This is a genomic window from Bacillus cereus group sp. MYBK108-1 (assembly GCF_051917185.1).
Lineage (GTDB): Bacteria > Bacillota > Bacilli > Bacillales > Bacillaceae_G > Bacillus_A > Bacillus_A cereus.
On record NZ_JBQAHZ010000022.1, the window covers coordinates 46,838 to 67,074 of the forward strand.

The window sequence follows — 20,237 nt, forward strand, 5'->3', positions numbered from 1 at the left end:
AGTGCCCCCCGAAAGTTAGACAGGCTGCCTTAATTCTTTTATGATTATAGTAGTCTATGTACTTAGCTAATTCTTGTTTGAAATGTGTTATACTTTCAAATTCTTTTCGATACAGAAATTCTGATTTCATGATACCAAAAAAATTTTCAATAACGGCATTGTCATAACAGTTTCCTTTGCGAGACATACTTTGAGTTTAGAGATGCCCTATTTATTAAAAAATTCTAAAATACGATCATTTATATATTGAGGATTCTCCATGGACATCAAATGCCCTACATCTTTCACCAATTCTACAGTTAGATTGGGTGATGAATTTTCGGCACATTTGAAAGCTTCTATTGGGTTATACATTACTTCATTCTCCCCTAACATTAGCAGCATAGGCGTTTGAATTTCGGCTAACTCTTGGTTCGTAAAAATATATGGAAATCCCTGTTCTATTAGAGTTTCATTTTTCACTGAATTATTCCACATCATTCCTGCTATCAATTGTTCTTGAATATAAGGATGAACAGTGTATCGATTCTCAAAAATCCACCCTAAAAATTTCTCGACCCCTTCCCTACTATTCATCATTCCTAAAGCATAGGAAAAAAACAAAGGATGAAAAGGAATATACGTTGCTGCAGGACTCATTATTACAGCCTTATTTACCTTCTCTGGAAAAAATGTCAAGAAGTTAACAGTATGCAAAGCACCATATGACAATCCTACAATGTTCGTGCTATTAATTTCTAATGTATGTAATACTTCTTTTAACCATAGTGCATAACTTAAGCGATTTGTAAATCCTTTTTTTGGAAGGCTTTTATTTTTATCTCCTAAAATATCAATACACATTATTCTAAAATGTTTACTCCATTTTAAAATATTTGAATACCACATTGTCGAACTCATTTTTGCTCCATGAAGTAATAGGAGAGGTTGTGCTAATTTATTACCACTTTCAATAATATGAGTCTTCCCTTGAGATGTTTCTACAAAGTAAGATGAAAAACTAGTTGGCCATAATTTTAGACTTTTCTCATAAGATTGTAGATAGTTAGTTTCTTGATAGTTTTGTTCTAAAATCTTCATTTTAATTCCCTCCATATAACTCATTTTTATAATTCATTTTTAAAGTCACAGTAGTTTTGCTTCACTCAATACACATTTTAAATTTAAAGGTTTCAATTTCATTGACTGCCTTGTTATATCCTCCAGCATTTTTTAAAGATTTTCCAATTCTATGGCTATTTTTTGTATAAATATTATTTGATAACACATGAATTGCTGTATTACGTAATATTTCCGGAGTAAGAAAATTACGATCTAGCTGGACTCCGGCTTCTAATTCTTCTATTCTTTGAGCAACTATAGGTTGATCTCCCATAACTGGAATAACTAGCATAGGAACACTAAAATATAAGCTTTCACTGGAACTATTCATTCCCCCATGTGTAATAAATAAATCAGTATGTTGTAGAATATCTAATTGAGGAACGTAATTATATAGCTTAAAATTAGAAGGAATATTATCTAATTGATTAATATCATTTTGTTCCCCTATAGCTAATATGACAGTAACCGAGCTATCTCGAAATGCTTCAAAACATGTGTAATAAAAGTCGGATTGCTGGTTAAATACTGTTCCCATAGAAATAAAAATAAGCTTGTTTCCCTTTTCCTGTTCTAAGGAAAAAGAATCTACATCTTTACGCTGTGCAATAGAGGGCCCGACAAATATATAAGAATCATCAAATTCTTCGACATTTGGTTGATACAATTTTGATGTATATACAATTGTAATATCCCCTGGGCATGTCATCACATTCTGTTTTTCATTAAGAGTAATTCCATACATATCTTCCCATTTTTTAAAAATACAAATGACTTCCTGATATAAAGGGGATTTTTTATTTTCTTCTCCATGATTTTTCATAAGAGCAGAGGCTATCTTTTTAGTAATGGCAAATGTTGTACATGAAGAAATTTTAGGTAATTGTAATACTTCTGCTATGATCCAGCCAACAGCAAAATTATTATCATATATAACATAATCGTATTCTTCTTCTTTTACTTCTTCTAAAATTACCTCTATTATTTTATCCATGGATTTTACCATGTGTAATAATAGTTCTTGAGAATCCATTTGCCTACTCATTCTTTTTACCATGTCTATTTGTGATATGAAATTTTCATATGGTCGAAATAAAGCTCCTGTATTCTCTATTTTACTTCTATACTTTTCTACGCAATAGTAAATAACTTCCTCGCCTCTTTTTATTAGTTCTTCGACAAGTGCAATTGTCGGATTAATATGTCCTTCTCCTGGAAAATTAAACATTAGAACTTTTGCCATATTATTGTTCCTCCCCTAAAGTTTAATTAACTATTCTATTATTACTAATATCAATCACGTACTGATACTTGAAGTAAAGCTAAGGATTTTCCCCTTTCATTTTAATGAACTCACTTGTGCTATTAAATAGAAAAAACAATTAAGAAACAAAGTAGATATAAAAAATCACATAATTCCCTCTCTCTATTTCTCTCATGTATAATAAATAATAACTGAGAGTAGAAAGGGCTGAATTATGCGCAGATATCAATATTTTTAATCTACCCATCACTAATATAATGGAGGTAAAAGTATTGATTACAGAATTATACACACAAAGATTACATTTAAGAAAAACAAAAGAATCCGATTCATTAAGTTTATTTAAAATATGGTCTGATCCAGATGTTACGAAATTCATGAATATTATTAATTTCACTACTGAGGATCAAGCAAAAGACATGATTAGATTTCTAAACGAGCTGGCTCAAAGTAATAAAGCGCTCCGATTTACTATTATCGAAGCAAAATCTAATCAAATCATTGGTTCATGTGGTTATAATTTCTTAGATTTCGAAAACTCTAAAACTGAGATTGGTTATGATATTTCAAAAGCATTCTGGGGCAAAGGATATGCACCTGAAGCAATCTCCGCTTTATTAGACTATGCATTTACTAATTTAAAGCTAAACCGCATTGAAGCAAAAGTTGAACCTGAGAATCTAAATTCCATAAGTGTTTTAAAAAAATTAAAATTCACGTTAGAAGGAACGCTAAGAAAAAGTGAAAAATCAAATGGAAAATTCATCGATTTAAGTATCTATTCAAAATTAATAACTGATTGATTTCTGTCCCTCTCCCTATACTTCACTGAAGTATAGGCTCTTTTTATTCCTTAATAAAATTCAAAACTGTCTATAAAGGTATACCTTTATAAACTGTATAATTCTTTTTGAGTACAATATTTTTCTTTGTATAAATAGATTAAAAAATATTTATATAAAATTATCTCCTTAATTGTGTTTTGGATCATACTTCTATTAATTACAGAAAAATCTATAAATAATAGAGAAAGTTTTACATATATTTACATTATAATTGTTTATGGTTATTATTAATTTGAATTAATATTCTGAATAAAAGGGGATGTTAAAATGTTCAAGAAATTATTAGTGGGGACAGTAGCAACAGGAATTATGCTGTCTGGTGCGGGAAATACGTTTGCTGCTGAGACAAGTACATTAAATAATTATTCTAATAATGTAGTAGAAAAAAGCATTAAAAGTAAACAAAGTAGTGCATCTGTTAATGTTGAAATAAGAAGTAACGGCAATGTTAGATTTCTTGCTGAAAATTTAGCAAATAGATTTGAAAATAAATACTATGATGAAATTATCTTTACAATCGAAGATCCTGGAAATAGGGATTATTTAAAAAGAATTGATCGAGAGCAGGAAATAATCTCTGTGACACCAGGGAAAAGTACCTTATCTGGAAACCAAGCACGAATTACATATGGTACAAAAGAAGAGCTTCTTGATCACCTGTACAACATTCATAATAATATGGGATATGATATGCCAAATGATGAAATTATGATTTATGCATACGCAAAGCCCTCAAACGATAGTAAATATTGGCCTTTAAAACCGTTTAAATTACAAGTAAATGATTTGTATTGATAAAATATTATTTTGTTGATTTGGATATACTTTCTTATTATTTTATATAACCTGTCAATCAAGAGCAAGTTGTGCTCAAGTACTACTTATTTTGTTTATTTTTTATTAAAGCTCCGTATATACGGGCTTCTTTTTTGCATAAAGGGGGCCATCCTTTATTTATATAAAGCATGAAGAAGATTTTGAATTCTGGTAGACTTGGTAAAATCCCGTTTTACATGTTTACAATCTTATTCAAGGTATGAAATGTTATCAAATTCCATTCTGTTAAACGTGAGAAATCCATTAACTCATTTTGTTGTGCCTCTGACAGTAATTGTTTTACTCCCATTGTTTTCCCATTGCTCCTTTATAAGAGTTCCATTTTATTTTTAACTGCAGTTGATTTGGATATGTGTGAAGTAATGTTGTATGGATGTTAGAATGCCTAGCTGATTCGCAACTTCGTGAATAATAAATCCTTTTTTAATTGTATTGGTACAGAAGAAGTGTCGTAACTGGGCTTCTATAGCTAATTAATTAAGTGTAGCGGGAGACATATATCGATATAGCTCTTCGGCAAATAAAGATAACTATTGTTTTTGTTGCATATTCATAAAAAGCACGTCACCCTTTCTCATTAACATAAGAAAATAGTAACGTGCTTTTAACTTTAAAAATAGTCTAAATCCTTAAGTTGATGGGCATGTGGTGGTACCTCTGGTTGTTTTGCTAAGGGTTTCAAGTACCTGTAAATGTGTTTATTTAAAGTGCTCGAACGTGCTATCCGTGGGCTACTTATTTTAGAATCGAATCGTGGAGACTGCGTGTTTATATACAAGCTGTTGCTTCCCCTCAAATTCTATTAAAATAGAAAAAGTATCATATCCTCTTATTATTCCTTTTACATTTAATCCTTTTACCAGAATTAACGTGATATCCTTCCTCTTTTGAAACGCTTCTTGTAATAATTGTTCCTGCAAAAATAGCATGTTCTTACCTCTATCCTTTTGAAATGCTTGTAATTTCGTTTCCAATGAGTTCTCCCCCTATTCTTCTCATACCGTTACGAGGTTTTCCATGTCTTCTTACATTCATTGATGCAAACGTTCTATTTCCTTCATGCTCTCAATCACTTTTTCGTCATTCACTAAATAATACATCTCATTTCCTTTTCGCTCATAGGAAACCATCTTAAACTGTTTTAACTTTGCTAATTGTTGTGACATTGTAGATTGTGGAACACGTAGTAACTTTTGTAAATCGGATACATTTAATGGTCCTTTCAAAATTAATTCTCGAACTATCATCAAACGCATAGGATGTCCAAGCATCCGCAATATATCTGCAGGTCTCTCGTAATCACCAATCTTCATATAAAAAGCTTCTGACATAATCACTTCTCCTTTTTTAGTGAGCATTTTCTACATCCTAAAATCATCTATTTGTTTTGCCAATGTTTTAGATACACAAGAGATATCTTCAAGTGGTTATATTTTCATAACTATATTATTTCAGAAGAAGCTCCCTATGTCCTCTTTGTATCTTACATTGCTTCCAATGTATCTTACTAAATAACTCATTTAGTTCTCTTTGTTTTATATTTTCTGGTACGCTTAATTCTCGTCCAACGTTTTCCTCCAAGCAATTTTTACTACTTTAATGTGCTACGTAGAGACCGGAGTTTGAAGTTTTACTTCTTTCAGGCCTAATGACAGGGGAGTTATAAGCTATTAAGGACTTCTTTTTTGTGTCTAAAATCCAAAAATAAAAAGATAAGATCAGGGAACACGATCTTATCTTTAGCACAAGGAGTTAACAAACGGGTAACCATCATATTTATATTATAATTTCTTTTTTGTTAATTTTGAATATTAGAGTCGTAATTTAGTAGTATATCTATATTGAGAAATTTAGTTAAAGAATTTTTATCCAAAAGTTCACTTTATCCTTTGGTATATAAAATTTATAGAATAAAAATGAAATTTGATAAGGTGGATAATTTATCCCCGTAATTTCATCTCTCATATTACAAACATTGATTTTTACCCGAAATGTTTGTAATCGATTTTCCCACAACCGTCCTTCTTGTTATATAGATAAAGAAAGATAAGGGAACTTCATTTACATATATTTAAAAGTTAAATTTAGGTATATTAGTTTTTTATTTAAATTAGTCATATGGACAAACTTTATTTTAATTTCTCTTTTATATTTTCTGGTACATCTTCACTTTTAACTTCTTCATAACCATTAATTAATGAAATTTTATCAGGTGTTTTTTTATTAGCACCTTTATCTTCATCGGCCGTAATTTTTAAGTATGTTCCTTCTTTAATTTGCTTGTCACTATTTGTAATAAATTGGATTGTTTTCTCTTCTCCATTTTCTTTAAACCCTTTTAAAGTATATTGGAATGCATCTCTTTCTTTGGTTCCTTGGCCTTCAATTTTCACATAATAAGTTTCTGTGAAGAACTTTCCAATGTAGCTACAACCTGTTAACAAACTCATAAATATAATTCCTGTTATACTCATAAAAACAATACGCTTCAGCATGTAAATACCCCTTCATAAAATATGTTTGTGTATTTTGTTTTATGAGGATCATGCTTTGTTTTTGTAATTCTATATGTTTATCTTGAAGGTCTTTCATATCTTGAAGTACTGCAAGATTACTAATATATCTATGCAAAAATTCTTGTCTAGAAATTTTTTTACCTTTGCTAGTTCGTCAATTCGTTTCACTAAACTAGCATCAAGATCACGGATTAACACATTCATAGGGGAAAACCTCCAAATTAGTAATTTTAATTGCAAGAGCATAAGGGTTTTTTGCTATCACCGAAGGTGACAGGTTAGGCAGAGCCTAACAAAAACGTGATATCATGAGAAAGAGAAATTCAATGTAGTTTCAGCGTGGTTTCAATGTAGTTTCAATGTAAATCCAATGCAGTTTCAATGTATTTCTTCAAACCTTTATTTTGAATCACAACTCCTTATATAATGGCAAAAGAATTATCTGATAATTATATTCGTAATGTTTATATCTCTTTTTATCTTTTAAAATAGTTTAATTTCATTCTGCTAAATTAAACTTTTTACGATGATCTTCTAATTTCTTCTCAAGATTTTTCTCTTTTGCTTCTAACTCTTTGGTTTTGTTTTCTAGCTCTAATTTTCTCTTTTTATACTGTTCTATTTGTAGCTTTCTTTTTTGAATTTCCGATTTACTTTTTTCTTTTTCATCATTTGTTTGATATACTTTATTTGCTTCAATTCTTTCAATCTCATTTACAATTTTATCTGTTAGTTCATCTTGTAATGGGATTGTTTTCTTTACATTATTTATTTCTATCTTTACAGATTGTAATTCTTCTTCCGTTTCATCTTGTGCGTACTCATTTTCATTTTTTCTTAATAAATCTTTGTTTGTTTTTATTTTTCGATAATCCCCTGTTAAAACAATTTTCTTTTCCTTTAGATTATTATTTTCTGCTTTTTGAATGATTCCATTCAACACCTAACATGACTTATTACCTGATAGATACAGAAACTAATCAAACAGTTGCAACTATTCCAATTAACACGCAACATAAAAAAAATGGTGAATGGTACTATAAACTATTCAAAGCCGATTCAGGTAAATCTATAGTTGTTCCTAAATATTACAGGGTAGATGTAGAAAATAATTCTAAAATTGGGACAAACATTGGATTTGATTTGTATAATCATGTTTACGAACAATAAAAGAACCAGTACTACCTTAACGTTAGGATAAAATAGATTTATAATTATTATTTTTTAATACTTAACAAGGGGTACTGCCAGCATTTTTGAAAAAAACACGCTAAGAGCATACAAGATTTTATACAGTTTTTTGGCTACTCCAACAACAAATGAGGTCCATAAAACCGCACCAGAATAGGAATGTATAAAAAATGCATAGATCCCTAGAACAAAAAAGGAGGAACCCGTTCTCTCATAAGGGTTCCTCCTTTTCCTTGCTACCGATAATGAGACGTTATGTTAACTATTTATGAATATGTTATACATAACTATCACCATAAAATAGGTATAATAATAATAAAATTATTTAATATTAAAATTTTTGAAGTTAAAATAAAATTGATAAACATTTAATATAAAAACATTTTAAATATTTATCTTTTTCACCGTATAATCAACTCGAACATGTTGAGACGATTCTGAAAAAAATATAGGAAAATGTTTTCCATTGGGATGGAAATTGTCAATTTCAGCTTGAGTTATAGTTATGAAATTATGTCCCATGTAATCATCTGCGTTAAAAACATCTTCTTCAGCTATATGACCACCAATAACTAATACTTCAAAATCATTAAGAACCATGGTTTGAAAATTACGAATTAAATGCACATGATTGTCACCTTGAGCAATCTCAACACCATCATTATTTCCTTTATGCCACAATTGACGTGTCTCTCTAATATTGTTTGGTGAAAATCCTTTCTTTTACTTTGGGAATAATAAAAAAATATTACACAGTTTCTTTGTGAAAAAACTTATGAGTAAAAAGGAGAGAAATACATGACGAAACCATATAATACTAAAGAATTACAATTTGTATTGGATTATTGGACAGATGAAAGAAAAGCGAAAGCAGAACCCGTTTTACCGCCTAAAATTTCTTATGAGAAGGTCAATAACCTTACTAATAAAAATGATTATATGATTATACCTCAAAGTAATTCCGATAACTCATCCTCTATTATTTCAGAACCGTATGAAGTGGATGTCAATGAACGACCATATTTTTGTGGTGGGAAGTTTTTTTTACTATAGGTGAAGGTGACGACGCTCAGGATAAGTTTGGATCAGCTCAATTTGTTGGTCATAGTCAAGTACTGTTAACTGCTGCGCATTGTGTAAGAGATAATGTTACTGGTGATTACTATAAAAATTTCTTGTTCAGCCGTGGTTATAAGGAAACAAATGGAGAAACGGAAGGCCAAGATTTTGCAATTGAAAGAGTCCTCACCCCAGAAGAGTGGGTTTCAGACCCCATAAATATTGCTTTTGACTATGCATTTTGTTGGACAACTACTCCATACTCGGATTGGATGGGAATGCAGATAGGTATATCACAAGCAGAAATCCATGCAATAGGATATCCAGGCAACTATATTGATGGGAAAATTATGTATGGAGTCGATGGAACCAAAGGTGAAATTATTAATAATATAGTTAGAATGAAGGGTAATCCAATGCGGCATGGGAATAGTGGTGGTGCTTGGATTGGCAATTTATCCAATGAAAGAAGATGGGATACAAACTTAGCAATAGGGTTAAACAGTAGCACTCCTAGTGACAATGAAAAGGATCAGTTGAGTCCTCTATTTAATCAAGATACTATAGATTTGTTTAATACTATAATTAACGGAGACGAACTATGACTGGAATTATGTAAATACGAAACCGCTTCAGCAAGCAAGCTAAAGCGGTTTTTTCTAGATACATTGAACACCGATAAATGGGATTTTTCCAGTATTTTAAAAAACACACTAAGAGTTTTTGAGTCATTTTAACCATGTTTTAAATTTCGTTGCATACAAAAGGAATCTTTTTTAAATTAATTGTGTTGCATACAACACTCTTAGCGTTGTTAAAATTACTTGTTTTCATGTTCGAAATTTACTTTCCTCACTTAAAATTTTCTTTTTTGTGATAGGGTGCCCCCTAAATGCGAAATGTATCGAGTATATTATCTTTTTCTTCTTTATTAATTCCAATGTATCTTAATGTAATTTGTGGTGTACTATGATTCAATATTTCTTGTAACATAGCAATATCTTTTGTTTGCTTGTAAAACCAATATCCAAATGTTTTACGCATAGTATGAGTACCTAAGGATTCTACTCCGGCAAAATCTCCGGCTTTTTGTAACTGTCGATAGGCTTGAATTTTACTAATGGGTTTATCACCTTTTCGAGAAGGAAATAACCAGGGACTTTTTAGACTTTCAGCGTATGGCAATACTTCCTCAAAAATTGATGTAATATTTATGATACGCTCCTTTTTTGTCTTTCCTTCTTTCACTTTAAATTCTTTCCGTTTTTTTCGCTTCAGTTTTAAAATTTCACTTGTTTCCATTTTAAGTAAATCACTTACACGTAACCCTGTATTAATACCAATTAAAAACAAAATGTAATCACGATCTGAACAATGACGTTTAAGTGACCATTTCATATCTTCGAGCTGTTCTTTGCTTCGAATTGGTTGTACATCGATTAAATGTTGCTTTTTATTCATCTGTTTTTCAATCCCTTTATTTTCAATGATTTGAATGTATACTTTTTTGTCATTTTTTATAATATCAATGAAATCAGATGGAAGTCAATGTTTAAGGGGAAATGAAAGTAAACTTTTGTCTAAAAGTTTACTTTGAATTATTTTGTCTTTAACGCGAAAAATCAATATAATAATATATACAGAATTCACTAGTAAGATATACTCTTGTTAGAAATGCGACAAGAGTGGGAGTGAGGCTATATCATACCTTACATGATCTCTGGTGTACTTAATGAACATCCACGTGTCGCCATGGCTTACCGTGATAGCGCCGATCGTGACAAATTCGTAGATTTTTATGACAAGGTAACATCACCCGAAGTCACTCTGGCTCCAGCATCGAAATAAGTTAGATTGCTAAAGGTACCTCTATTGTTTCTCGTAGACGAAGCATACACTTCTCAAACATGCCCTTGTTGCCAAAGAAGAAAGAAAGTGCGGACACGTAACTACGTTTGTGTGTGCGGCTACGAAGAACACTGGGACATTCACGGTGCCCGCAACATTTTGGCAAAAGAACTGTACGGAAAGATGTGTCATATCCCGGAAGAAACGAAGAGAAAGTATTTGTGGATTGCGTAAGCAAAAAGTAGTAGACGGTATGTTCCCACCCTTCTGCATGTGCAGAAGTTGCTTAGTCAAATGAAGAAAAGGAGTCCCTGCATAGGTGCAGAGAGGAGATGGAAAATCCGCTTCTCATGGGACCTTGTCTTTGTTGATGCTAAGAAATCCCCACTTCAAGCGGAAGCGAGTAAGTGGGGGAGGTTCATAGTGAATTATTTTTGTACTTAAATCACTTAATCTCTAAAATCATTGCTAGATTGATTGCATAATTCTTGCGAGTTCTTTTTCTAAAGCAGCGGGCTCGTTTGCATAATTGTAAATCCCTAAAAACTTCTCTATAGCCTCTGGATGGGAACTGATTAGCTTGTTGACAGCATCCTGTTGTTCAGATATGCGTTCATTCTTCGAAATTTGGCATCCCATGTGAAACCGAACCATAAACTCATCTTCTATTGCCTTTTGATATTCTTCAAACATTTGATTTGATTGATCGGATTGTCCCTTATATTTTGATAGAATATTGGATAATATACGTGCTCCACATATAGCATCATGGATACCCTGCGCCATGCCAGGATCTTTAAAACAAACTGCATCTCCAACCAACGCCCATCCTTTTCCCATTCCTTTATACCAGTAATTATCATATCCGAGAATGCCTTTGACCGGTTCTACTAGTTCTGCATTTTTCAAGCGCGCCCCAATTGTTGTATTCGGAAAGTTATCTGTAAAGAAATTGCGTAGACAGCTTTCCGGATTTAATTTCAACCGTTCTATCAATTCCTTATTTTCTAATGGGAAAATGCCGACAATTACATATAAATCATCATTCGTCGGAAAGAGAATGGCTGTGTTATCTTTTATCTTGTATACTTCAAATTTAGGGACATTATCGTGGCGAAATCCAGAGAAATACCCGAAATAGATGCCGACTGTTGCCGGAATACTTATTTTGAGTTCACTTTCTACCAGCTTGCGAATAATAGAGGATCGGCCGTCTGCCCCGACTACCAGGCGAGCTAAAAATTCTTGTTTCTCGTTGTCGCCGTCTAAACCTTTCACGCCTATCACTGTTTCGTCATCACGGATGACATCCGTCACACGAAATCCTTCTAAAACAGTTACATTCATTTGGGATTTGGCTTGTTCAAGTAGAATATAATCGAGATAAGTTCTTCTAATACAATAACAACTTTCCTCTCCGTAAACCTCAGGGATGAGACCTTCTATCACGGTATCCTCAAATTGAAATTTAATATCCCGTACCGGCGGTGCTTTTGTTTCCAATAACTTGTCCAGGACACCGGTTTCTCGAAGAAGAGCGACAGTATTATTGAAAAAGGTATGGGTTGATAATGTGTCCCTTGGAAAATTCGCTCGGTCCACTAACAACACATGGAAACCTGCCTTAGCAAGATAAATTGCCAAGGTAGAGCCGGCACATCTAGCACCGGTAATGATGACATCATACGTCTTATTCATCGTATCACTCCATTTTCAAGTATAATTATTAACTTGCTTATTCATTAGCAGAGTTCTAAAGTTAATGCCCCTACGAGTTAAAGTAATGGGGCAAATTGATAAGAATGCACTACATACATAAAGTATGGAAGCTAAAACGAAATAAGTACAGAAAATTCTCACCTGCTATACAATTAAAAAGAATTTGTGGTAAAAATCGGAATGATAATTTAAGTATTAAATAAAGATCCGTTTACTTGTCTCGTGAAGAGTTAATAGATGTATATTCACAAAAATGGTTGTTAAAACATCGACTCCAAACTCCTTGTATAAAGTTTTGGAAATCAAGTCCATTTGCTATGTTAAATGCGCTATAATTTTGGGGTAGTCGTCCTTATCATATGTTGAATGAATTATATCCAAATCGTTTTAAAGAGTGGGAATTAAAAAAAATGCCTACAGGATTCTGGACAAAAGAGAAGGGACTCCATTTAGCAGATGAGTTCAACATAAGATTCAATGTAGACTATTGATTATGTATCTTGTTTTTTATTAAATATTACGGTACGTGAAATTTTAAGTATCTTTACTAAAAAAGCCCCTTGAAAGGAGCACTTATTTTACAAGATACTGTTCTATTTCTTTTATTAATAGTTCTGCACCTTCTGGGCTTAATGTGATCTTACCATTTGCTAATGCTATGTTACGATTTGACACTTCTTCTGTTAATACACAAACAGCACCAGGCTGATACTTCTGTAAAATGATGTCTTCCCCTTCTACAAAAATCTCTAATGGTGATTTTTCTTTAATCCCAAGCGTATTTCTAAGTTCCTTTGGAATTACTATACGCCCTAATTCATCCACTTTTCTAGTTACTCCGGTTGCTTTTATCCAGCATATTTCCCCATTTCATTATCAATTTGTAACCAAGTTATTCTTTACTATTGTAACAGGCTTTCACCATACACGAGAAACATAATGAATCAAAAACAGAGCATCATTATAAGAAATTCTTTAAACCCTTGCTGAAAGGAAATACGACCTTCTTCCATTCTACACGCCCCCTTTTCTCTACAACTTTTAATATGTTAAAACATAGAGGAAAGAAACCTGCCAATTTCTTTCCTCGACGGTCACTCTTGACTTTTGCTCTTTGTTTGCTTTTGCAAATGAAGAGCTTTTATTTTGCATACTTATATTTGCTTTCTAACATCGCATAACGCAATAGCTTTATCTTTGTTTCTTTTTTCAATGCTTTCCATTCCGATACAGCAATCTTCATTCTTCATTCCTCCATTATTTTGTTATTTAGACTTATAAGTTCCATTTGTAAATTTTTTTAATTTCTTTATCACTAAACCCTTTATGGATAGCGAAAATTTCTGGAAAATCCGAGAGACACAAATCAATAATTGTATTATCAGTTGTTCTTATATAGTAATATTGCACAGCCCCCTCATAATCCGAATATAAATAATACTTATGAATCTTATAATCTAATCCATTTTTCTCTAAGACCTCATAAAGCTTATTTTTAGTTTCATCTATTACGTCAAAAATCGTTAACTGCTCCATTATTAACAGCTCCTCATTGCGTACATTAACTAAAATAACTCTAAGAACAAGGTTGTTTCATTATGTTCATTGGTATGCACATTAAACCTTTTTCCAGTAGCTTCCAATGCACTAAAAAGCATTCTTTTATATCCTTGATCCATAAAATCTACACTGATTTGACCATGATTCATAACAAATTGAAGATCAGCCATCATCTTTTTAACTTTCCGTTCCATACAAAACAAAAAAGCCTCGTTATGAAGTGCACCCCAATTGTTCGACACAGTTTAACAATTGGGGTGCACTTCATATTTGTGAGCAACTTTTAGAATTTCAAACCCAAAAGGATATGATATTGTTAAAACTAGGAGAAGCTAAAAAGAATAATAAAGGATATAAAGAGGTATTCAAAACAGCAGACGCTATGGATAAAGCTTTAGACCGTATGGAAAATATAAAAGTAACTGATAAGTACAAGGACATTCACGAACTTGTGTTAGAAGGTGTAACAGATGCAAGACAAGGAACAAAGATAATACTCGACGCTAATAAAGAAGATAGAAAGGAGATTGAATTAGCTATACTAAAAAGCACTCCCCAAATGTCAGGTGTAGACGGTGAACAGTGGGATAAGGCAATTTATGAATTAAATCAGGAAACTAAAGATGCTTACGCTAAAGCACTTGAAAAGAAAATGGAAGAACATGCAAAGTGATAGATTAACTTATCACAATACATACTTGATATATTATTTGATTTAGGGGGCATCTTCATGAAAGTTGTGCGCCCTATATTTAAAACTTTTCGTTTAATAGGTTTAATTGTAAAGCCTGTACTTAAAGCATTATCGATAAGTAAATTTTAGTATAATAGCAATAAAAAAGCCGTCATATGACAGCTCTTATTTTTGTTCATCAAACTATTCTCTTGTATAGAAGTATTTTAATCCTTTAGCATCTAACCACGCCGTCGCTTTGTCTAACTCGTTGCCTTGACGATAATCTGTCTCAAAATGCGCAAGCCCTCGATGATCTCCACGAGAAACTATTTTAGAAGTATATCCAAGACTATCCATCATTTGAACCATATCAGGAATTAAATTTACACCAAACTCATAAGTGATTACTTTATTATATTTATTCACTATAATTCCAACTCCTTCTTGTGTTGTTGCTTGCTCAACAGTTTGATTAGTAAACCACGCTAACGATTTATTTCCAACCAACTTATTTAAATCACACTTTCCGATACCAGCTACATTCCCTGTTTCTGTATATTGCCAAATATCACATGGGTACGCTGGTTTGTTACCACCATAACGAGGAATCCATACAAAGTCACTCTTTACATTTGCCATTCCAAATGGAGCATACATATGATGGCCAACATATAAACCGACTTTTTTAGCACCTAATCGACGTAATTCATTGATAAAAGCCTGTGTACCTGCCCGCATATTATCCATTGTTTTCACTTCTACATCAGCCACCCAAACTGTTGCACTCTTGTCACCACGTTTCCAGAAATCACGAGCTTCTACACGTGCATCATTTTCAGAAACGAAACGACAGAATGCATAGTTACCAAATGGTACATTTCGTTGCTTCATAGCCTGTACATATTTTTGATACATTCTATCTCTAACTCTTGAACCATCCTGCACACGAGCAATAACTAAATCCAATTGAGAAGCTGCTTGGCCCCAATCGATATTACCGTTATGATGAGAAATATCTACAATGTAACCCATTATTTATCGTCTCCTTCATATTGTTTGTCAGCAAACCATTTACCAGCATTAGGATTAGAAATTACACCTACAGCAGGTAAAATAACCAACATCACGTCTACATACTCTTGATATCGCCCTAAATTAAAATTAGGGACAGTATCCATTATTATCATTCCCAACAGTGCAAATAAAGCTATCCATAATCCTCAATTTTTTAGTTTTTCTTTCATTATTTATCCCTACTTTCCTAAGAATTTAAAAAGCAATGCGATTGCTCCAGCAATAATTGATCCAATTACTGTTGTTCCCATCCAAAAAACTAAACAATCTACACGTAAATGCTCGCTTTTCGCTGACTGCTGTACATCAATTGCTAATTCTCTCACGTTACCAAGACCATCAATTTTTGTTTCTACTCTAGTTAGTCCAATGATTACCTTTGTAAAGTCATCATGGTTTTCATGCTCCGGCAATCCTCTCGCCTCCTTTCCAGCAAAATAAAAAAGCCTGCTATAAGCACGCTTCGTTTTGTTGTAAAAGCCGTATTTTGTGCAAAATAAAAAACAGCTTATGGCTGCCCCTGGCCTACTTGTATTTTGTTTTCGTTAATTTGTGATTCTTGTGACGGATAATTCCCAGTAAGTGATGTATAACACTCTAGACGAATATTCTTTTTCGCAAATCCCATATCCACTGGGTACAAACGCGCTCCGCGTTTACATATTTCACACAGCGTAGCAATTCGAAATTTTACTGTCCCATCCAACTCTCTCCATACTTCAACCCTGCTCATACCTTTTAGAATACCAGTATTATTTAACATATCAGCAGGTATTTGAACAAAAATTCCTGTCTCTGTACGCTCTGCATCCACCAGCCTCCCCATAAAAGGAAAGCTTTCACCTGCTTGAAGTGGCATCATTTGATTCTCATTCATCCTTATTTCTCCTTTCTATTCAAGTGCGTTAAATTTCCAACCATTTGGAGTACTCGTATAAAAACCAGGTCCAAGATTAGTGCCTTCATCCGAATTGAAGCATCTTAATTTTAATAATATGTATTGAACTCTCATACTCACCGAATGGAAAGTAGAGATGATTCAATTATGTACCTATCTGGAGCGTCTCCTATATAGTCAAAAGGATAACAAGTTGTTAACGTTAATGTCGGCTCATTTTTGTCTACAATAACTGTTCGATCTTCTGAATCAGTTATCCAATGCTTGTTAATTCTATATGTATATGTTTTATTTTCATATTCCACGATAAGTTGGTCATTTTCCTTTAGTTGACCAAGCTCAGTAAAAACAGTATCTCTATGCCCACTTAAAACTGTATATCTCTTTCCTGATGGTGTAGTAGTTAAGTCACTAACAAACATACCTATACCCTTTTTTAGTACTTTATCATCAGCTCCCCAATATACAGAGTATTTCTTTTGTATTTTAGGGATAATTAAATATGCTACTTTATCTCCTAATTGATGGTTTACCTTTGAAGCGGGAATTTGTACAGCTTCTTCAGGTTGTAATGACGTATCAGTTTCTGCTTGTTCTGTATTTGTTGTTTCATTTTCTTTAGAAGGTGTGGAGGTTGCATATTGTTTAGCCTCATTCGTTGTTAACGACTCTGCTGATTGTCTAGCACCATACCATTCTAGAAAATAATAGGAAAAGATAGTAAGTCCAATAACAGTTAAACATAAGCCTATCCATTGTTTTTTATTTACTTTTATCACTCCATTTGAAAACGACAGGATTTCTCCTGCCGCTTTAAGGAACTATTTTATGCGTTTGTCTTTTTACGACGGAACATTAATACAGATCCAGCTAATGCTAATCCAAAGCTTGCTAACATCATTGTAACACCGCTTGATGCTGTTTTGTTTCACTTAACTTAATTAAGTATAAATTTCTTATTGATATTACTTTCCATGAGGGTACTTTAATCCCTTTATTAACTTATTTTATAAAAATATAATAAAAATTTGGTACGTGAAATTTCATCACAACGCATTTGAGAGAACTACATATCAAATGTTGGATTAATTATAAGGAATTCAGATTTATTAAGCTCAATAGCTGAGAAGCCTTTCAGCCATTGAAATGTATGTTCTATTTGAAAATTAGAAAAAAATAAAATAAGATATGATTAAAAATACATAATATATATATGTTTAATTTTATGATTTTTAAACTTCACATGACATTTACCCGAATATCATTAAATAAAAATTCACCTTATTAACGGATTACTAATGTTTCTTTGCTGGTTTTTTAGAGTACAGTATACTTTCTACTAATCAATTAATTGCGCTATTAAGTGTATTATTGTTAACCATAACACATTACTTGCAAACAAATGTCATAACATTGTATTTTAATCAAAAATATTTAATCTTACTTAAAAACAATTTAGAACTAAAACTATAAAACAGTCATATAATTATCAATTTCATGTTGATACCAATAGAAAATTAATACATCTCACCCGCATGTAACATTGACATATCAACTGAGATTAACATATCGACCGAAGCGCATAAACTTTATCACTAACATCCATCGATTAACATTAACAAGCAGACACTTATCAGAAATGTTTTTACCTATCTAAATTTCAAGATCTATATTAGTTGAACATTAGTCCATTGCAATAAATTGTATGGACTAATGTTAATTGATAAACTAGCATCGAAAATGTTTCAATGCTAGTAAGATATAAAAAAAGAAACAACATATAACTATCAATCTCATGTTGATAACGTTGAAAAGATAACTAATTTTTAATCCTTCATTTGTTATTAACATATCAACTGAGATTGACATGTTAAGTGATTTTTTCTTTGTTACCAATATCATTTTGATTAAGATTGACATAACATTAATAATCCGGTGTCAAAAAGAAGTAATATTTATAACTTTCAAGATTTCAAAGTCTATATTGGCTGATTTTTTCTTCTGTGGTAGTTTTCTAGAAGTGAATCTAGTGACGATTTATCCCAGAAAAAGTTTTGACACTATCAAAACATAGTTAAAAATTCAATTGAGTAATAAATAATGACAGCAATTCAATGGTTTTTACCCTTTATTTATCATTAATATATACAACACATAGAAAGGAATATTGTCTACATTGTCAATCTCATATCAACAATTTGTATTCAACATTAATATAACATTAACGATTAAGTAGTTGAAATACATAAAAATGCAAATCACGAAGACCCAAGATCTGCATTAGTTATAAATTTATCATTAATATATAACCTGAGATTGATATGTTGAGTGTTTATATTCTTTTGTTATCAATAATATTCTAATCGATATTGATATAACATTAACAAAAGGTTACCAAAAAGGAAAAATGTTTGTGGCTTTCGAGATTCCAAAATCTATATTGATGAAAATTTTCTTCTGTGGCGGTTTGCTCGAAGCAAATCTAGTGACGATCTATCCTTGAAGTTGTTTTCACACTATCAAAAAATAGTTAAAAATATAATTGCAATAATAAATGACGACAGCAATTCAATGCTTTTCAGCCTTTGTTTATCATTGACATAGAGTCTAAAAGCGATACGTAGAGAGAAATGCTATCTATATTGTTAATGTCATATCAATAATTTGCATTAAACATCAATATGACATTAACAATTATGTAGTTGTAATACGCATAGATGCAGATTTTAAGTCTTCGAAATCTTCATTAGTTAAAAATTTATCTACCACAACAGGTTTCTATTGAAAAATAAAAAAAATCCTAAAAGAACTATAATTACGGCTAGAAACTAATAAGAAATCCATACAATTGATAGCTCCTTATTAGTAACACAACAAAATTAACAGTTTTCTCTTCATTTGTAATTGATATGTAAACTGAGATTGACATGTTGACAAGGATAGTTATCAATTAATGGTAGTGTCACATCAACTATCGTTCATGCGTATTGACATGACATTGATAATTATTGATTCTAAAGTTGAGAATATACATACAAATAGAGTTTTAGATTCTACATCTATTAAAAGGCTTTTTTTATAGCAAAATTCACTGGATAAACCGGAGAAGATATCATTCTTGAAAGTATTTTGATAGTATCCAAAAACAATTTTGATTATATAGAGATCCTTTGCAAAAGGCGATACCCGCTATAAAAAGTGAGTTTATATTAAACCGCATAAAAGTACTTCAATAAACTATAATAGCCTTCACGTGCATTCTAAAGACCTACTGAAACCAATTAACTATACAGTTCTTGGTTTTCTACTACCGAGTATCATATATTATAGTAAATATAGGCCTTTATTTACTATTAGTATGGTCTTTTCGCTTTAGATTTATACATACTTTTTAGCTTTTAAGTCTTTAAGTTTAATGCTATTTCCTTATAATTTATTTACAAATCACTAATATTTTCTTATCATTAATATATTGTAGACTAATTTGTTAATTTCATAGCAACAATAATCATTAATAACTAACGGATTATTAAGAGGGCATTAACAATAGTTAATTCCAAACCATTATTTATCAACTTCATGTTAACGAGTGGTGTTTTATATATCAATGACACATTTCATGTGAATGTCAATCGATGAAGGTATTACG

22 protein-coding genes and 4 pseudogenes are annotated in these 20,237 nt (G+C 31.8%); 7 read left to right on the forward strand and 19 right to left on the reverse strand.

The features are described from left to right. Nucleotides 1-25: 25 nt before the first annotated feature. The 3 genes and pseudogenes from ACTFSL_RS23735 to ACTFSL_RS23745 all read right to left on the reverse strand — a co-directional run. A pseudogene (locus ACTFSL_RS23735) lies at nt 26-193 on the reverse strand (IS3 family transposase); the annotation flags it as partial. 14 nt (nt 194-207) lie between these two features. Then, nucleotides 208-1,080, reverse strand: a complete 873-nt coding sequence (locus ACTFSL_RS23740) for an alpha/beta fold hydrolase (protein WP_088338342.1) — start codon at nt 1,078-1,080, stop codon at nt 208-210. Nucleotides 1,081-1,141: 61 nt separating this feature from the next. Then, nucleotides 1,142-2,344 (reverse strand): macrolide family glycosyltransferase, encoded by a 1,203-nt coding sequence (locus ACTFSL_RS23745; protein WP_088338343.1) that lies wholly within the window; start codon nt 2,342-2,344, stop codon nt 1,142-1,144. Between the two features lie 293 nt (nt 2,345-2,637). Between ACTFSL_RS23745 and ACTFSL_RS23750 the strand changes: the two genes are divergently transcribed. Both ACTFSL_RS23750 and ACTFSL_RS23755 read left to right on the forward strand, forming a co-directional pair. Then, nucleotides 2,638-3,168 (forward strand): GNAT family N-acetyltransferase, encoded by a 531-nt coding sequence (locus tag ACTFSL_RS23750; RefSeq protein WP_000627286.1) that lies wholly within the window; start codon nt 2,638-2,640, stop codon nt 3,166-3,168. Nucleotides 3,169-3,477: 309 nt separating this feature from the next. After that, nucleotides 3,478-3,564, forward strand: a pseudogene (locus ACTFSL_RS23755) (LCI family antimicrobial peptide); the annotation flags it as partial. A 1,223-nt stretch (nt 3,565-4,787) separates the two neighbouring features. Here the strand turns inward: ACTFSL_RS23755 and hfq are convergent. The 5 genes from hfq to ACTFSL_RS23780 all read right to left on the reverse strand — a co-directional run bounded on the left by hfq (nt 4,788) and on the right by ACTFSL_RS23780 (nt 8,435). Then, nucleotides 4,788-5,021: an RNA chaperone Hfq gene (gene hfq / locus ACTFSL_RS23760; RefSeq protein ID WP_063538802.1), complete on the reverse strand. Its 234-nt coding sequence runs from the start codon at nt 5,019-5,021 to the stop codon at nt 4,788-4,790. Nucleotides 5,022-5,078: 57 nt separating this feature from the next. Beyond that, the gene (locus tag ACTFSL_RS23765) at nt 5,079-5,378 is read right to left on the reverse strand and encodes an ArsR/SmtB family transcription factor (RefSeq protein WP_063538804.1); all 300 of its coding nucleotides are present in this window, start codon (nt 5,376-5,378) and stop codon (nt 5,079-5,081) included. A 798-nt stretch (nt 5,379-6,176) separates the two neighbouring features. Further along, nucleotides 6,177-6,542 carry a YxeA family protein gene (locus ACTFSL_RS23770; protein ID WP_063538806.1) on the reverse strand — a complete coding sequence of 122 codons (366 nt, stop codon included), beginning with the start codon at nt 6,540-6,542 and terminating at the stop codon, nt 6,177-6,179. 520 nt (nt 6,543-7,062) lie between these two features. Beyond that, nucleotides 7,063-7,506 carry a hypothetical protein gene (locus ACTFSL_RS23775; protein WP_243821183.1) on the reverse strand — a complete coding sequence of 148 codons (444 nt, stop codon included), beginning with the start codon at nt 7,504-7,506 and terminating at the stop codon, nt 7,063-7,065. Nucleotides 7,507-8,138: 632 nt separating this feature from the next. Beyond that, entirely contained in the window at nt 8,139-8,435 is a 297-nt protein-coding gene (locus ACTFSL_RS23780) for a hypothetical protein (RefSeq protein WP_063538808.1), read from the reverse strand. A gap of 117 nt (nt 8,436-8,552) precedes the next feature. On the opposite strand from ACTFSL_RS23780, the gene ACTFSL_RS23785 reads away from it, so the two are divergent. Both ACTFSL_RS23785 and ACTFSL_RS23790 read left to right on the forward strand, forming a co-directional pair. After that, on the forward strand, nt 8,553-8,807 hold the full coding sequence (locus ACTFSL_RS23785) for a hypothetical protein (protein ID WP_256942733.1): 255 nt from the start codon (nt 8,553-8,555) through the stop codon (nt 8,805-8,807). Further along, nucleotides 8,780-9,418, forward strand: coding sequence for a trypsin-like serine peptidase (locus ACTFSL_RS23790; RefSeq protein WP_256942734.1), 639 nt, complete (start codon nt 8,780-8,782; stop codon nt 9,416-9,418). The genes ACTFSL_RS23785 and ACTFSL_RS23790 overlap by 28 nt, the downstream gene beginning before the upstream one ends. Before the next feature lie 283 nt (nt 9,419-9,701). Here the strand turns inward: ACTFSL_RS23790 and ACTFSL_RS23795 are convergent, their stop codons facing one another. Next, a complete protein-coding gene (locus tag ACTFSL_RS23795) occupies nt 9,702-10,274 on the reverse strand; it encodes a tyrosine-type recombinase/integrase (RefSeq protein WP_088338366.1) in 573 nt (190 codons plus the stop codon). Nucleotides 10,275-10,478: 204 nt separating this feature from the next. On the opposite strand from ACTFSL_RS23795, the pseudogene ACTFSL_RS23800 reads away from it, so the two are divergent. Next, nucleotides 10,479-10,661, forward strand: a pseudogene (locus tag ACTFSL_RS23800) (nucleoid-structuring protein H-NS); the annotation flags it as partial. Between the two features lie 24 nt (nt 10,662-10,685). Beyond that, nucleotides 10,686-10,895, forward strand: a complete 210-nt coding sequence (locus tag ACTFSL_RS23805) for a zinc ribbon domain-containing protein (RefSeq protein WP_080001279.1) — start codon at nt 10,686-10,688, stop codon at nt 10,893-10,895. A gap of 234 nt (nt 10,896-11,129) precedes the next feature. Here ACTFSL_RS23805 and ACTFSL_RS23810 read toward each other — a convergent pair whose 3' ends face one another. From ACTFSL_RS23810 to ACTFSL_RS23825, 4 genes are all read right to left on the reverse strand, one after another. Beyond that, entirely contained in the window at nt 11,130-12,359 is a 1,230-nt protein-coding gene (locus ACTFSL_RS23810; protein ID WP_088338367.1) for an NAD(P)/FAD-dependent oxidoreductase, read from the reverse strand. A 594-nt stretch (nt 12,360-12,953) separates the two neighbouring features. Continuing rightward, nucleotides 12,954-13,232: an AbrB/MazE/SpoVT family DNA-binding domain-containing protein gene (locus ACTFSL_RS23815; RefSeq protein WP_088338368.1), complete on the reverse strand. Its 279-nt coding sequence runs from the start codon at nt 13,230-13,232 to the stop codon at nt 12,954-12,956. A 423-nt stretch (nt 13,233-13,655) separates the two neighbouring features. Further along, entirely contained in the window at nt 13,656-13,916 is a 261-nt protein-coding gene (locus ACTFSL_RS23820; RefSeq protein ID WP_088338369.1) for a hypothetical protein, read from the reverse strand. Nucleotides 13,917-13,945: 29 nt separating this feature from the next. Further along, complete coding sequence (locus tag ACTFSL_RS23825; RefSeq protein WP_063539005.1) at nt 13,946-14,134, reverse strand: hypothetical protein; 189 nt, start codon at nt 14,132-14,134, stop codon at nt 13,946-13,948. Between the two features lie 119 nt (nt 14,135-14,253). Here ACTFSL_RS23825 and ACTFSL_RS23830 point away from each other — a divergent pair, with 119 nt between their 5' ends. Next, nucleotides 14,254-14,613, forward strand: a complete 360-nt coding sequence (locus ACTFSL_RS23830) for a hypothetical protein (protein ID WP_440042505.1) — start codon at nt 14,254-14,256, stop codon at nt 14,611-14,613. A 204-nt stretch (nt 14,614-14,817) separates the two neighbouring features. On the opposite strand, the gene ACTFSL_RS23835 is transcribed toward ACTFSL_RS23830, so the two are convergent. From ACTFSL_RS23835 to ACTFSL_RS23860, 6 genes and pseudogenes are all read right to left on the reverse strand, one after another. Then, on the reverse strand, nt 14,818-15,648 hold the full coding sequence (locus tag ACTFSL_RS23835; protein ID WP_063538820.1) for a GH25 family lysozyme: 831 nt from the start codon (nt 15,646-15,648) through the stop codon (nt 14,818-14,820). Next, nucleotides 15,648-15,794 (reverse strand): hypothetical protein, encoded by a 147-nt coding sequence (locus ACTFSL_RS23840; RefSeq protein WP_440042507.1) that lies wholly within the window; start codon nt 15,792-15,794, stop codon nt 15,648-15,650. The genes ACTFSL_RS23835 and ACTFSL_RS23840 overlap by 1 nt, the downstream gene beginning before the upstream one ends. A gap of 75 nt (nt 15,795-15,869) precedes the next feature. Beyond that, nucleotides 15,870-16,103: a hypothetical protein gene (locus tag ACTFSL_RS23845; RefSeq protein ID WP_063538822.1), complete on the reverse strand. Its 234-nt coding sequence runs from the start codon at nt 16,101-16,103 to the stop codon at nt 15,870-15,872. 95 nt (nt 16,104-16,198) lie between these two features. After that, nucleotides 16,199-16,567, reverse strand: a complete 369-nt coding sequence (locus ACTFSL_RS23850; RefSeq protein WP_063538824.1) for a hypothetical protein — start codon at nt 16,565-16,567, stop codon at nt 16,199-16,201. 137 nt (nt 16,568-16,704) lie between these two features. Then, nucleotides 16,705-17,367 carry a class D sortase gene (locus ACTFSL_RS23855; protein ID WP_063538826.1) on the reverse strand — a complete coding sequence of 221 codons (663 nt, stop codon included), beginning with the start codon at nt 17,365-17,367 and terminating at the stop codon, nt 16,705-16,707. Nucleotides 17,368-17,414: 47 nt separating this feature from the next. Continuing rightward, nucleotides 17,415-17,510: pseudogene (locus tag ACTFSL_RS23860) on the reverse strand (LPXTG cell wall anchor domain-containing protein); the annotation flags it as partial. Between the last annotated feature and the right edge of the window lie 2,727 nt (nt 17,511-20,237).